This window comes from Pseudomonas ulcerans, assembly GCF_036324125.1.
GTDB classification, from domain to species: Bacteria; Pseudomonadota; Gammaproteobacteria; order Pseudomonadales; family Pseudomonadaceae; genus Aquipseudomonas; species Aquipseudomonas ulcerans.
Map to the genome: position 1 here is coordinate 44,589 of NZ_JAZDQN010000015.1, position 15,044 is coordinate 59,632.

6 protein-coding genes and 1 pseudogene are annotated in these 15,044 nt (G+C 66.9%); 6 read left to right on the forward strand and 1 reads right to left on the reverse strand.

All coding sequences use genetic code 11. The features are described 5' to 3' along the window. Positions 1-82: 82 nt before the first annotated feature. From V0R59_RS31945 to V0R59_RS15560, 3 genes and pseudogenes are all read left to right on the forward strand, one after another. Positions 83-1,099: pseudogene (locus tag V0R59_RS31945) on the forward strand (dermonecrotic toxin domain-containing protein); the annotation flags it as partial. A 3,498-nt stretch (positions 1,100-4,597) separates the two neighbouring features. Beyond that, positions 4,598-5,524, forward strand: coding sequence for an NEL-type E3 ubiquitin ligase domain-containing protein (locus V0R59_RS31950; protein ID WP_375547378.1), 927 nt, complete (start codon positions 4,598-4,600; stop codon positions 5,522-5,524). Between the two features lie 110 nt (positions 5,525-5,634). Further along, a complete protein-coding gene (locus V0R59_RS15560; protein WP_330075148.1) occupies positions 5,635-11,163 on the forward strand; it encodes an NEL-type E3 ubiquitin ligase domain-containing protein in 5,529 nt (1,842 codons plus the stop codon). Between the two features lie 20 nt (positions 11,164-11,183). Here the strand turns inward: V0R59_RS15560 and V0R59_RS15565 are convergent, their stop codons facing one another. Then, positions 11,184-12,188, reverse strand: a complete 1,005-nt coding sequence (locus V0R59_RS15565) for an ABC transporter substrate-binding protein (RefSeq protein WP_330075149.1) — start codon at positions 12,186-12,188, stop codon at positions 11,184-11,186. Between the two features lie 202 nt (positions 12,189-12,390). Between V0R59_RS15565 and V0R59_RS15570 the strand changes: the two genes are divergently transcribed. The 3 genes from V0R59_RS15570 (at position 12,391) to V0R59_RS15580 (ending at position 14,967) form a co-directional block, all read left to right on the forward strand. Further along, positions 12,391-13,275 carry a hypothetical protein gene (locus tag V0R59_RS15570; protein ID WP_330075150.1) on the forward strand — a complete coding sequence of 295 codons (885 nt, stop codon included), beginning with the start codon at positions 12,391-12,393 and terminating at the stop codon, positions 13,273-13,275. A 37-nt stretch (positions 13,276-13,312) separates the two neighbouring features. Next, positions 13,313-14,653 carry an endonuclease/exonuclease/phosphatase family protein gene (locus V0R59_RS15575; RefSeq protein WP_330075151.1) on the forward strand — a complete coding sequence of 447 codons (1,341 nt, stop codon included), beginning with the start codon at positions 13,313-13,315 and terminating at the stop codon, positions 14,651-14,653. Between the two features lie 95 nt (positions 14,654-14,748). Then, positions 14,749-14,967, forward strand: a complete 219-nt coding sequence (locus V0R59_RS15580; RefSeq protein ID WP_330075152.1) for an MbtH family protein — start codon at positions 14,749-14,751, stop codon at positions 14,965-14,967. The last annotated feature ends 77 nt before the right edge of the window (positions 14,968-15,044 follow it).

Consider the following 15,044-nt stretch of genomic DNA (forward strand, 5'->3'; position numbering starts at 1 on the left):
CACCGGGTAGCCCTGACCCGTTTTTTTCATCCTTGCGGCTCATTAGCCTGAACGCCCCATTCAAGGACGAGAGGGCTTGCCCATGGCGGCCAACACACCCGAACCCATCGATATCCACTACCAGACCGTCAGCCAGCGCGTGCCCCGCGACCTTGTGCAAGGCACACCGGAGCAGCGCCATGCCCTGCGCGGGACGTTGCCACCGGTATTGCCCTGGCTGGCGGCCAGCAGCGCCCGCTATCCCGAGGTGGTCCAGGCGCTGCGCGACGATTTCCAGCTCCACCAAACCCACGCCAAGGCGGTATCGGCGTTGCTTGAGCAGTTGCCGGGCATCGAAGCCTTCGCCGAGCCGCTGCTGCGCCAGGCGCTGAAAAACACCTTCGGCCTCGACCTCGATGTCCGCCACACCTTCCTGTTCAACGCCGCGCGGGCGAGCGTCGATGTCGCGCGCATCGATGTTGGCGACCCGGTGGCCAACGCCTTCCAGGTAGTGAAGATCGCCACCCAGTCGCTGCTGCTGTCCGCCTTGCAGAACTTCGAAGCCTTCGAGGCCGAAGAGGGCGGCCTGCGCGATGGCCGGCGCCCTTCGCTGATCTTCAGCAGCGACAGCGGGCGGATTCTGGAGCCCGGGCAGACGGTGGACCTGCTGCCCGAGCGCTTCGCCATGCTGTGCCGCACCCTGGACCTCGGCGGCCGCTACCAACGCCAGTTGCAATCGACTTTCCAACCCGAGCCGGTGGCGGGCGAGAGCGCCGAGGCTGCGGCGAGCGCCCGCCAGGCGCCGTTCAAGGCATTCGAGCAGTCGAGCTTTCGCCTTACCCTGCACCTGGCCTTGCTCCAGGGCCGGATCGAGCGGGCGCTGTACGACGACCTGCTGCACGTGGCCGACAACCGCACGGCCTCCGGCTGTAGCAGCCTGAGCCTGTTGGGCGTTGAACTGCCGGGCATCGTGGTGTTCCCGCGTGGCCGGCGGGTAGTGGTGTACCTGCCGGAAGAACCGCAGCAGCCGTTGCAGGCGTTCGATTCCCTCGAAGCTTTCGAGGATTGGCTGCGCCTGCGCCTGAAAGAGCCAGCGTGGCGCTCGTTCTTCCTGCGTTTCGTGCCCGCCCGGGAGCGTGCTGGCCTGATGGCGCGGATCCAGCGCCTGCTCTACCCGCGGGTGTGGAATCCGGGCGGTTGGTATGAAGAGCAGTTCGACGGCAAGGCCGACCTGGGCCTGGCCATGCAAGGCCTGGACGCGCCGCTGTTCGATAGCCTGCTGCGCCGGCGGATCGCCCAGCTCAAGGACGACGGCCTGTTCCAGGCGGTGCCCACTGCCGAGCAGGACCACAAGTCCACCGAGGACAAGGTGCGCTATTTCCTTGACGTCGGGCTCAACGTGCTCAATGTCGCGGCGTTCGCCGTGCCTGTGCTGGGGCAGGTGATGCTGGGGGTCAATGCGGCGCTGCTCGGCTACGAGGTCTACGAGGGCTTCGACAGCCTGGCCAAGGGCGAGCGCGAGCAGGCCTGGGGCTACTTCATGGACGTCGTGGAAAACCTGGCGCTGATGGCGGCACTGGGGGTCGTGGCGGGCGCGGAGAAGCACTTCACCGGCAACCTGCCGCTGGCGGTGCGCAGCATGCGCCCGGTGACCCTGGGCGATGGCAGCGTGCGCCTGTGGAAGCCGGACCTGACGCCGTTCGCCTGGGACATCGAGCTGCCGGATGGATTGCACCGGGGCGACAACGGACTTTACCGTTACGAGGGGCGTGACTGGCTGCGTCTCGACGGGCGCTACTACTCGGTGCGCAGTCTGCTTGGCGAGGCACCGGCCCATGTTCTCGAACACCCTTCTCGCCCCGGTGCCTACCAGCCTTCGGTTCGCCATAACGGCAATGGCGGCTGGCTGCACGAGCTGGATACCCCGCAGCACTGGCGCGGCATGGAGCTGTTCCGCCGCCTCGGCCCGGTGGAGGCCGAGGTCACGGAAGCCATGGCCCTGCGGGCGCTGCGCATCAGCGGGGTCAGCGAAGCGCAGTTGCGCCAGAGCCTGCTGGAGCAGCGCCGGCCACCGGCGCTGCTGAGCGACACCCTGGGCCGCCTGGGCCTGGAGGAAGTCATGCGCAAGGCTTCGCTGGACGACCTGGAGGATCTCTCCGGCCCGTCGACGGGCGAGCTTTTCGCACTGAGCTATGAGCGCATGCAGGCGCCCCTGTCTGCGGCGGGACAGCAGTTGCGGGGGCAATTCGGCGGTCTGCCCAACGGGATCATCGAGGAAATCGTCGCCGCGGCCACGTCGTCCGAGCTCGACACACTGGCAGCAGGCCGAGTGCCCCTGCGCCTGGCGGAAGAGGCCCGGCTCTACCAGCAGCAGGTGCGCATCGCCCGGGCCTGCGAAGGGCTGTATATGGACGTAGAGGCCAATCCTGACAGCGCCCGCGTTTTGCTGCATGGGCTGGAGGCACTGCCAGATTGGCCCAAGGACCTGCGTATCGGCTTGTATCAGGGCGCGAGCGATGGACCGCGCCTTACCGGCATCGGCACGGGCAGAGGGTCGGAGATCGCGTTGGTCTGGCGCCAGCAATTGCCCAGCGAGTTCTGCCAGGCACTGTTCGAGGCGCTACCGGTCACGCTCCGTGCCCGTCTCGCAATCGACGATGCACCGATGCTGCGGCGCAAGCTCCAGGAGCAGCCCGTCGCACCACGCCAGCGCCTGCGCGAATGGCTGGGCATGCCAGCGCTGAAACCGGGGTTCCACTCGCCCATGCGCCTGGCGGACGGGCGTATCGGCTATGCCCTCAGCGGGCGGGGCCAGCCGTTTTTCACCGAAGACGAGTTGCTGGACAAGCTGCGCCTGCTGGAACTGGACGATCTGTATCCCGAGGATGCCCTTCAGGCGTTGTACCGTGCCGGCCTGGATCGCACGGCCATCGCCGGGCGCCTGGACGAGTTGCTCGAAGAAAGGCTGCAGTTGGGGCAGTGCCTGGATCGCTGGACCCTGGAGTCGGCCAGGCAGACCCTGGGCGAGTCCCACCAGCAAAGCCGCGAGCGTATCGGCGCCGCATTGTGGCAACACTGGCGGGGCAACCTGCTGCCGGAGCTCGGGCGCCCGGAAATGCCCCTGTACCTGTGGCGGGTCCATCTGGCGGATCTGCCAACGGAGTTACCGGCGTTCTTTCGTCAGCGGGTAGCCTCGGTGGTACTGAGCGAGGTGAACCTGAGCGCCGGCGCGCCCTCCGAGCGACTCATTCGCGAGCCGCAATTGCAGGCTTTCGCCGAGCAGTTTGCGCAGATCACCGCGTTGCACCTCCAAGGCGGCGAATGGCAGGTGGGAATACCGCAAATGCTCGCCCGTGCCTGGCCGCAACTGCGTGGCCTGGGCTTGCGCGAGCTTGACGGGTTGATGATCAGCTATCAGGACATGCGTTCGCTGGCCGGCTTGACGCATTTGCGCTGGCTGGAATTGCGCGGCTGTCGCCTGCTCGAATGGCCCATCCCGGTGCTGGATGGCCTGACCCTGGACTACCTGGGGCTCGACTACCTGGACCTGGGGGCCTGGCCGCGATGGCTGGACACCGTGGCGCTGGCGCGGATCGGCGAGTTGTCGCTGATGGGCAACCGCCTGGCGGAACTGCCGCCGGAAATCCTCGACGACGCCGAGCCGGTCGAGGTGCCGACGCGGGTGGTGCTGCGGGGTAACCAGTTCAACTGCCAGGCGCTGCTCGACTTGCGGGTTGCCGAGCAGATCCGCCGGCGCTTCGCCTTCGATCTGAACCTTCCGATCGAGCTTGAAGCCGACCTGGGCAACCTTGTCCAGGAGCGCACCCAATTGCATGCCGCCTTGCAGGAGTGGGCCTATCGCCCTGGCCCAGACGGGCCCCTGCCGCCCGAACGCCTGGCCTACCGACGGCGGCTCGCCAGGGTGTTGCTGGATTTCTGGCGCGAAGACCTGTACCTCTCCGGCACCGCACTGCTGTACCTGGAGGACGCCGTGCTTGCAGACTTTCCTGATCGCTTGCCGGCGTTCTTCCCGAGCCGGGTCCGGCGCCTGGAGTTGACCCGCTTCGACACCACCTCGGTGGACCTGGACGAATTCCTCGGCCGCTTTCCCTTGCTTGCGGAGCTATCCCTGGTGGCCGGGCGCCAGGTCTTGTCGCAGGTTCCCGAAGGCCTGACCCGGCTTGCCCACTTGCGAGAGGTGGCGCTGGTGCGCATGGGCCTGACCATCGACCAGGCGGCGATGGACACCCTGGGTCGCATCCCCTTGCTGTCTTCGTTGCAACTCGATGGCAATCGCCTTGGGCAGATCACCGACGTGTCCATGTTCAACGGCCGTTTCCTGGATTACCTCGGCCTGGCGCAAATGCAGATATCCACCTGGCCGGCCTGGCTCGACACCCTGATCCCCGAGGGCATCGAACTGCTGGGGCTGGATGACAACCAGCTTGTGGAGTTGCCGGAGAGGCTTCTGGAAAACCGCTATGTGGACAACGGTGCCCTGGATATCTCGCTGCGCAACAACCCGCTGAGCCGGGAAACCATGATCCGCGCCTTCACTTCCCAGCATTCCAACCGCCCGTACTCCTTCACCATGACCTTGCCCGAGGACATCGCCGCGATGGAGGCTCGGGTGCATACCTCCGATTCGGAGATCTCGCCGCAACTGGCGGAGGATGGCCCGTCGCCCGAAGATCCGCTCAGCAGTTGGCAGACCGGCGATGTCGAGATCGATGCGCAGAACCGCCTGCTGTGGCAGCGCATCGCCCAGCGCGGCGATGCCGGTTCCCTGTTGGAGCTGGTTTCGCGGTTGCGGCGCAGCGCCGACTACCGCTCGGAAAACACCCGTGCCGAACTGGTGACGCGGATCTGGACCGTGCTGGCTGCTGCGGACCAGGACGACGAGCTGCGCCTGATCCTCAACGGCATGGCCGAGGAGCCCTTGTTGCAATTGCATCATCAGGAGACCTGCCTGGACGGGCTGCGCCTGGAGTTCAACCAGATGGAGCTTCAGGTGCATACCCGCCAGGCCGTGCGCGAGGCGGGCACGGAAAACCGTGGTCCGACACTGTTTCGCCTGATGCGTGGCCTGTTCCGCGCCCAGGCCCTGGACCGTATCGCCCGTGAACGGGCCGGTACCCGCGACGAAGAGGAAGTGCGCCTGGCCTACCGCCTGCGCTGGGCTGGGCAACTGGAGTTGCCGGTGCCGCCGCGGGGCATGCTGTTTCGCAGCGAAGCGGAAATCGCCCCGGGCGAGCTGGACCAAGCCTTGCAACGCTTGCAACAGGAGGAAAGCGGGCAGGGGCTGTTGAGCTTCGGCGCCGATTGCGACTTCTGGACTGCCTATCTGCGCGAGGCCTTTGCCGAGCAATTCCGCCAGCTCAAGGATGACTACGAGGCGGCGGTACTGGCGACGGTGGATATCTGGCCCGACGAGTCGGGGGAGCAATCGGCGACCCGCATCAGGGCCCTTGAAGACAAGTTCAAGGCCGATGAGCGCCGGTTGCTCGAACGCCTGACCCTGGAGCAGGCCAGGGCCGGCCTGTAGCGGCGCACACCCGGATCGCGACGGCGATCCGGGTGTTATCTATGTGCCTCCGGGGCCACCCCCGTGCTGACTAGGCTGGAGCGCCCAATCAGCAACAGCAGGTGGTTCCCATGTCAGTACCGCAAGCATCCGAGGCATCGACCGACCCAGCGTCGGGCCGAGATCAGCAAGGCTATCTGGCGATAGCGCAACACACACCGCAATGGTTGCTCGAAGCGCCCCCCGAGGCACGTCGGGTCAGCCATCAGCAGGGCCTGGCGGCGTTGCCCTGGGTGGAGCGGGCGAGCACGCAGATGCCCGGGGTACTCGGGCGGCTGCACGACGATTACCGCGAGCACCTGGCCCTGGCGACCCAGGTCGAGGCCTGGCTGGGCGCCTTGCCCGACCCGCAGCGCTTTGCCGAGCCCTTGCTCAAGAGCCTGTTGCTGACCGAGCTGGGTGTCGAGGTGGATGTGCGGCAGACCTGGCTATTTCATCCGCGCAGGATGCGCAAGGACGACTCCTTTCTCAGTGCCTCGCGGGACTGGGCGGTAGAGAGCTTCAAGGCTTTCCGCCTGGCGTGCCGGCCCTTGCTCGGCATGGCCCTGCAGAACTTCGAAGCCTGGGAAAGCGAGCCGGACGCCATGGACCTGCCGCTGACCAAGGCGCAGATCTTCAAGGCCAGGGCGGGGCAACCGCTGTGGGACGGCGAGAAATTGCCGATCGCGCCGCATCGTTTCGCCGCGCTGTGTCGCCAGCTCGATCTCGGGCGACGCTACCAGGAGCTGATCGGGCAGCACTTCGATCCCGAGGCGGCTGCCGATGCGCAGCAACGGGCGGCAATCCAGCAGCGGCGACGGGTCTTCGAGCGCCATGAGCAGACCGGATTGTCCCTGCACCTGCACCTGGCTCGCATGCAGGAGCACATCGGCCAGCCGCTGTACCAGGCGGTGCTGGACCTGCTGGACAAGGGCCAGGCGAGCCTCGATGGGGTCGCCATCGAATGCGCCGGCCTGTCCCTGTGGAATGTCGAGCTGAGCGGCATCGTCGTGTTCGCGTTGGACCGCGCGGTGGATAGCGCGCCGGACAGCAGGGTGCTCTACATCCCGGGCGATACCGACGAGCCGCTCAAGGAGTTCGCGACCTTCAACGATATGTGCGGGCACCTGCGCGACCGTCTGCTGCAAGCGGACTACGCGAGCTTTTTGCAGCAGTTCCTGCCGTTGCGGCATCGGGCCGAGGTCCAGGGGAAACTGCGCCAGGCGTTCCATCCCAAGGTGTGGAATCCGGGGGGATGGTACGAGGAGGTGCTCGATCGCCAGGCCAGCCTGCCGTTTCGCGAGGAGGTGCTGGAGGGGCCGTTGCTGGCGGCCCTGCTGGAACGAAAGGTCGCCAGGCTCAAGGACGATGGCCTGTACGTCGCGGTCCCGACCGCCGAAGAGGATCACAAGAGCCTGGAGGAGAAGCTGGAGTATTTCGCCCAGGATGCCCTGCTGGTGCTCAACGGCGTGGGCTTCGCGGTGCCGGTGGTCGGCGCGGCGATGATGGTGCTGACCACCGCCCAACTGGCCCATGAGGTCTACGAGGGCATCGGCGAGTGGACCCGGGGCGAGGGCGAGCAGGCCTGGGCCTATATGTTCGATGTGGTGGAAAACCTCGCCATGGTCGCGGCCCTGGGTGGTGCGGTGGGCCTGCCGCCGGGAACGGCGGTGCGCGAGATGCCCGAGATGCTGCATCCGGCCCGCCTTGACGATGGCCGACTGCGTCTGTGGACCCAGGATCTTGGGCCATTTGCCCACGACCTCATCCTGCCGGCGGAACTGACCCCCGATGCGCAAGGCTTGTACCACTATCAGGGCAAGCAGTGGCTGCCGCTGGACGGGCGTCTCTACGCGGTGGGCCACAGCGCCGAAGGTGGCTTCTACCTGCGCCACCCGCGCCGTGCCGATGCCTATCGGCCAGGCCTGCGCTATCAGCACTCTGGGGTCTGGCTACATGAACTGGATCGGCCGCGGGAGTGGTCGGGGCTGGAACTGTTCCGCCGCCTGGGAACGCTGGCCCGGGGCCTGGACGAGGTCGAGGCGCAACGCATGCTGGTGATCAGTGGCTGCCATGAGTCGCAATTGCGCCGGGCGCTGGTCGATGGTCAGCGCCCGCCGGCGCTGTTGCTGGACTGTCTGGCGCGGTACCAGATCCACCGCGAGCTGCTGGCCGCTGAAGAACCCGTGGCGGGCGAACACTTTGTGCGCCTGTTCGACATGCTTTACCAAGGGCCGGTCGACCCCCCGGGTGGGGCGCTGGCCTTGCTCCTGCGCGATTTCCCCGGCCTGCCGCGACGACTGGGGCATGAGCTGCTGGAGCAGGCCACGGCCGAGGAGCGGGCGCTGTTCGTCGCACAGCAGCGGGTGCCGCCAAGGCTCGCCGAGGAAGCCCGCCACTACCTGCAGGCCGTGCGCCTGGCACGGGCCTACGAGGGCTTGTACCTGGCGCCGCTGTCGAACAACGACAGCACCCGCCTGGTCCTGCACAGCCTGGCGGACTTGCCGGGCTGGGCCGAGCAGTACCGCATCGAGATCCGTGGCCTGCGTGCCGAGGGGCCGCTGCTCGACAGCATCGGCCCGGCCGTGGCGGTGCATCGGCGCGTGCTGGTCAAGGGCGCTGATGGCTACCGCATGGCGGAAGAGCCGGAGAGCGAGGCCGTCGATCTGTTCGCCGCCGTGCTGGGGACCCTGACGTCGGTGCAGCGTAGCGCCCTCGGCCTGCTCCCGTCCGAAGACAGCCAGGCCCTGCGCCAGCTGGTTCTGGCGCGCCCGCTGCAACGGCCGGAGCTGCGCAAGGTGCTGCACATGCAGCCGATCCGCCCGGGCGCGCGCTCGCCCATGCGCCTGGCCAACGGCCGTGCCGGCTACCCGCTGAGCGGGCGCGGGCGCCTGGCGGCCCTGCCGGGCGAGAACACCCTGCTGGACAAGATCCGCTTGCTGGAACTGCCGGATGTGTTCTCCCGCGACCTGCTGCAGCAGTTGCGCGGCATCGCGTTGAGTGCCGATGCCATCGATCTGCGCCTGGATATGCTGCTCGAAGAGCGCGAGCAATTGCAGCGCATGCTGCCGCTGGGCGATATTTCGCCACGACCCGCCGGGGAGGGGCCGGCGCCGAGCGATCGTCAATTGATCGAGCTTGCCCTGTGGCAGCACTGGCGCGACAACCTGCTCCCGGAAATCGGTCGTACCGGCGTGCCGTTGCGCTTGTTCGCGATGTCGCTGGAGGACTTTCCCGAGCGCCTGCCGGACCTGTTCCGTCTACGCGTGCAAGGGCTGGAGCTGTCCGCTGTTTCGCTGCCGCCGGTGATCAGGACGGCGGATGCCGATGGCGTGCTGCACCTGGTCGATCCCCTGGCGCAATTGCTGCGCCGCTTTCCCCGGGTCACCGCGCTGGAGATCGACGCGCTGGAGAACCATTCGGTCCATGATCTGCCGCGGGTGGTGGTCGGCGCCTATCCGCGCCTGTCCGAACTGCGCCTGCTCAACCTGCACTTGCCGGTGGGCCAGGAGGTGCTGGATGAACTGGGTCGCCTCAGTGAACTGCGTCATCTGGACTTGAGTGGCAACCGGACCAGTCACTTGCCGATACGCCTGACCGACAGCCTGCAACTGGACTATCTCGGCCTTGACCGCCTGGGCCTGGATTACTGGCCAGAGTGGCTGGACAGCGATGCGCTGGACGGCATCGATGCGCTGTCCTTGCGCGATAACCACATCACCGGCCTGCCACCGCACCTGCAGCGCAACCCGGCGACCGCCGGGCATTGCACCTGGGTGTCGCTGCGCGGCAACCTGCTCTCGCAGCAGGCGCTGATCGGTATTCGAGCCGGCACCTGGCGTGGTCGGCGTTTTCGTTTCGACGTGGAGATCCCGCCGGGGGTGGAGGCGATCGTGCAGGGCATGATGCGTGAGCGCGACGCCTTGTCCGGGGCCATTGAAAGCTGGTTGGGGAGCGTCGGCAGCAGTGGCGAGCGGCTGTTGGCCCGGCGTGTCCTGGGTGATCTCCTGATGGAGAGCTGGGCGGCCCAGGACGGCGGCTCGGCCACGCGGACGCTGATGCTCGAAGACCTGCACCTGGAGGACTTCCCGGCAGCCTTGCCGGCGTTTTTCTTCGAGCGCGTCAACCGCCTGGAACTGATGCGGCCACAGGGCAGTGCGCAACAGCTGGAGCGCTTGATCGGCCGTTTCCATGAGCTGGAACACCTGGGCGTCGGCGGCTTTGCCCTCGATCGTTTACCCCCGGGGCTGGCGAACCTGAACCGCCTGCGCCAGTTGTCGGTGACCGATGCCCGGTTGCTGGTCGGCCAGGCCAGCATCGACCTGCTGGCGCGCCTGCCGGCGCTGACGTCCCTGGAGCTCAGCGGCAACCGCCTGGGCGAGATCACCGATGTCGCGGCCTTCGGCGCCCGGCTGTTCAGCCACCTGTCCCTGGAACGCATGGAGATCGCCCGCTGGCCGGCCTGGCTGGACGTGTTGCTGCCCGAGCATATCCAGCACCTGAACCTCAATCACAACCGTCTGGCCGCGTTGCCGACCTACCTCCTGGAGAACGCGGACAACCTCAGTGGTACCTGCGAGATTTCCCTGGAGGGCAATCCATTGCCCGAGGAAACCGTGGTGTCCGCCCACCTGTCCGAGGGGCTGACGCGCCCCTACAGCTTCCGCCTGGACCTGCCGGAGCATATTCGTCGCCTGGGCGGCAGCCACTGGTCCAGTTCCGGCGGGGCCAGCTCCGGCGGGGCCTCGGAAGCGGACCTGATCCGCGTGGATATCTGGCTTGATCGCGCCGGCCCGGTCAGCGACAGCCGCCGCCAGCTCTGGCAGCAGCTCGAAGCCACGGACGATGCCGATGACCTGCTGCTGCTGATCGGGCGCCTGCGCCATACCGCCGAGTACCGCAACGGCCTGACCCGGCCCGACCTGGTGGAGCGGGTCTGGCAGGTGCTGGGCGCCAGCGCCGAGGACCAGGAACTGCGCCTGGTGCTCAATGGCATGGCCGAAGAGCCGCTGCGCCAGTTGCGCGAGTTCGATACCTGCCCGGACGGCATCCGCCTTGAGTTCAACCAGATGGAAGTGCTGGTGTTCACCCACCAGGCGTTGCGTGCCGTCGAGGCCGGGCGGCGTGGCCCGACCCTGTATCGGCTGATGCGCCGCCTGTACCGCCTGCAGGAACTGGACAATATCGCCCGGCTGGAAGCGCGCGGGCGTGACGAGGCGGAAGTGCGCCTGGCCTATCGGTTGCATCTGGCCAACGAGCTGGACCTGCCGCTGGCACCGCAGCAGATGCTCTACGCCGGCTCCGCCAACCTGCATGCCGGCGAACTGGACAGCGCCACGGCACGGGTGCGCGAGGGCGAGTCTGGCCAGGGACTGCTGGGCTATGCCGCGCAGCGCGACTTCTGGCTCGACTACCTGCGCGAGGCCTATGTGGAACGCTTCACCGCCATCCGCGAGCGCTTCGAGGCCAGCGTGCTCGGGCTGGTCGACCAGTACCCCGACGACACGCCGGTGCAAAGCAGCGGGCGGATCCAGGCGCTGATCGACCAGCGGCACACTGACGAAGCCAACCTGGTCCGGGAGCTGACCCACCAGGAGGGCTTGCGACTGGAACAGCCGTGAAGCGACGGCTGCCGGATCAATCAATGGGCGGCGAGGTAGGCGGCAACCTTGTCGCGTGCCTCGTCCGGCAGCCATGCATGCCAGATCGTCGGGTTGTCCTTGAGGAAGGCCCGCGCTGCAAGGGCCGGGTCCTGGCGCTCTTCGCTCATGCGCGCGAGCAGCGCATTGAGGGTGTCGATGGGCAGGTCGACCTTGCTGAAGAACGCCACCAGTTCCGGATATTGCTCATGGAACGCCCTGGAGACACCGATGGACAATTTCGCCGGCAGCGAGCGGCTGCCTTTCGGCGCGGGATTGCTGGCGTCGGTCAGGGTCGCCCAGGCCTGCTGGTCGAAAGGCGGCTCTTTCAGGCGCACCAGTTTGAAACGGCCCATCAACGGGGTCGGTGACCAGTAGTAGAACAGCACCGGCTTGCCGCGGCGGATCGACGAGGTGATTTCCGCATCGAGTGCCGCGCCGGAACCACTGCGGAAGTTGCTGTACAGGGCATCGAGCCCGTAGGCCTTGAGCTTCTGGCTGTTCACGGTTTCCGAGGTCCAGCCGCTGGGGCTGTTGAGAAAACGGCCCTTGCCCGGGCTCTCGGGGTCGGCGAACACCTTGGCGTAGCGCTTGAGGTCGTCGACGCTGCGCAGTTCCGGGGCCATGGGCGCGATACCGCGCTCGGCGTCGCCCTTGATCACGAACTCCGGCACGTACCAGCCTTCGTCGGCGTTCTTCACCGTGTCGCCAAGGGCGAAGACCTGGCCGGCCTGCTCGGCCTTGACCCAGGCCGGGCTGCGGCCGGCCCATTCTTCGCCGATCACCTGGATATCGTTGCGCGCCAGCGCCACCTCCATGCTCACCGTGCTGCCGGGTAGGGTGTCGGTGGGATAGCCGTAGCCGTGCTCGACGATCAGGCGCAGCACCTCGGTGGTGAAGCTGCCGCTTTCCCAGGTGATTTCGCCGAAGTGGATGGGCGCGCGCGGGGCGGCCAGCGCCGACAGGCTGAGGAGGGCAGTGCAGAACAGCAGGGCCAGGCGTTTCATGGGCATGGGCTCGCAGAGGGGTTGGCTCAGTGTAGACAGCGCACGCCGCGACACGACTCCCTTGGAAAACCGGTAGCGCCAGGCGGCGCTTTGCCGTGTCGCGCCGCGCCTTGTCCCATGGCCTGGCGGCCCTGGCGGTGACAGACGCCGCCTGGCGAAGTTGATGAACTGTGCGCCTCTTCAGACCGACGGAGCGCGCTACATGCAGAAGATATGGACCACCTCGAGCCCCCACGGGATTTTCGATCACACCTACGAGACCGCCGCGGCGACCGAGGAGGGCTGTCGCGCCGTGCACTTCAAGGGCCGCCTGTACTGCGCCTACATCGACGGGGTGCGCGACCTGGACGGGGTCAAATTCATCAGCCGGGCCTCGAATGCCAGCCTGTGGAGCGAGCCCGCCACGGTCAGCGACATCCCCGCGCGGGCGCAGCCCTGCATCTTTGTCTTCAAGGAGCAACTGCACGTGGTCTACCCCACGACCTTGGGAACTACCGAACTGTTGACTCTGGACGAGGCCTCGGGCCTGTTCGTCCTGACCCGCACCCTGGCGCTGAGCGTCGCTGGAACGCCGGCGGTGGCGGTGCTGGAAGGGCGTCTGCAGCTCTTCCATCACGTGATCGGCAGCCCCACCAACCTCTGGTGCCGCTCCACCCTCGACCTCGACGAGTGGAGCCGCGCCGAGGTGGTGAAGCACGATGGCACCTACAGCATTGCCACCCGGCTGGACGCGACCGCCATCACCTACCAGCGTCTGATCCACCTGATCTACAAGGCTGACGCCGGTGGCTTCCATCTGCTCAAGTACGACGGTTCCCAGCAATGGACCCGCGCGCAGTTGCTGTTGCCCAACGACTACCCGGATACGCCGGCGGCGGTGGTGCACAACGGCCTGCTCAAGCTGTTCTTCAACGAAGCGAGCGGCGACACGCCGCAGGCCGGTGCCAGCTACAACGTCCACCAGTACGCCTACGACGGCAATGTCCTTGGCCCGGTGACCGTCAGCACCCACCTCGGTGCGACCAACAGCATCGGCGCCGCAGTGCAGGATGGTGTGCTCAACATCCTCTACCGCGGCAAACCCTGACGCCCAGCCATCCCACACTCTTCGACGGGACCTCCCCATGGCAATCGACAACACCATACGTCGCTACATCGACAGCCATCTGGTCGACAGGTTGAGCGACGATGTGTTCTTCAACGAAACCGAAGTGATTCTTCTCGACATCTTTGCGCTGCTCGCCTCGTCGCCCTATAACGCGCAGCCCACGGCCTCCTACCTGGCGTACGTGATTTCCCGCCAATACATGCGCAGTGCCAACCAGGCGCAGCAGTGCCGTTTCGCCCAGCGCATGACCGCACTGCTGCGGCGCCTGTACAACGACCCGGCCACCGCTGCCCTGCTGGCCCAGCCACGCCGCGAGCGCGGCTTCGAGTTGCTGCTGGTGCTCTATCGCATGCACTACGTGCTGACCATGAATGGTCTGCTGGCGGACGACGGGCCGCTGCTGCTGGATGTCGGCGATCCGCTGCGCGCCTTGCAGTCGATCATCGGTGCCGCCTACGGGCCCTGGCAGGGGCTGGTACAGCTCCAGGGCGGGTTGCGCGACTACTATCACTGCCGCATCCGCCATCAGGCTGGCGACGCGCTGATCGAGATCGGCCGGGCCCGCAGCGACGCGGTGGGCCTGGAGTTGCGCCTGGCCACCTGGAACATGCAGGGCACCGCGGCGACCGCCGAAAACAAATGGCGCACCTATGTGCTGCAACTGGCCAGGCGTCACGACGTGCTGGTGATCCAGGAGGCCGGCGCGCCACCGAGTTCCGCCGAACTGGTGGTGCGCACCCAGGTGGCGGACCAGTTCGGCATGGTCCAGGAGGTCGACCAGTACCTGTGGCACGCCGGTACCGGCAGCCGGCCGGAGTCGTACCAGGTCTACTTTCTCGACGTGCAGCGTCTGCGCGTGAACCTGGCGATCGTGGTGCGTGCCAGCGCCCAACTGGATATACGCGATGTACGGGTGGTCGCCGACGGGCTGTGGGAGTCCGGCACGCTGCCGGTGGCCCGGCCGGCCCTGGGCCTGCGCTTGCGCCGGCGCGGGGAGGGGGCGGTGGATCGCCAGGAAGTCACGGTGTACAACGTCCATGCCCTGTCCGGTGGAGGTTCCAATGCGCCGCGACTCATCCGCGAGATCAGCTGGCACACCGACACGCCCTACGTGGTGCTGGGTGACTTCAACCGCGATCCGCGCCCGCCGGGAACCGGAGGCGGCAACTGGGTCTCGCCGGAAAGCCTGGCGCGCATCCATCCGGCCAACGGCAACACCCACCCGGCCACGGCGCCGGAGCACATGCTCGATTACGCCCTGGTCAACGGCACCACCGAACCGGTCCAGCCGGGCGTGGTCGAGGCACCCGGGCCGTCGGACCATCTGGCGGTGAGCTACCTGGTGCATTTCTCCTGAGGGCAAAGGGCTAATTTTTCCTGGCGCGGGTTCGTTCACCAATGAGTTTTCCCGCGCCACGGGAAATCCCCCCTTTTCTCACAAGGAGAGCCGCAATGACTTCCGTTTTCGATCGTGACGACATCCAGTTCCAGGTAGTGGTCAACCACGAGGAGCAATATTCGATCTGGCCCGACTACAAGGCCATCCCCGAAGGCTGGCGCGCGGTAGGCAAGAGCGGCCTGAAGAAGGACTGCCTGGCGTATATCGACGAGGTGTGGACCGACATGCGTCCGCTCAGCCTGCGCCAGAAGATGGCCGCTGCAGCCTCCTGAGGCCGCCCGCGCGGCGCCGCCATTGCGTCATGGCGGCCAGGCCCGCATAGTCGGCAGCATTTCCGACTGCAAGGAGC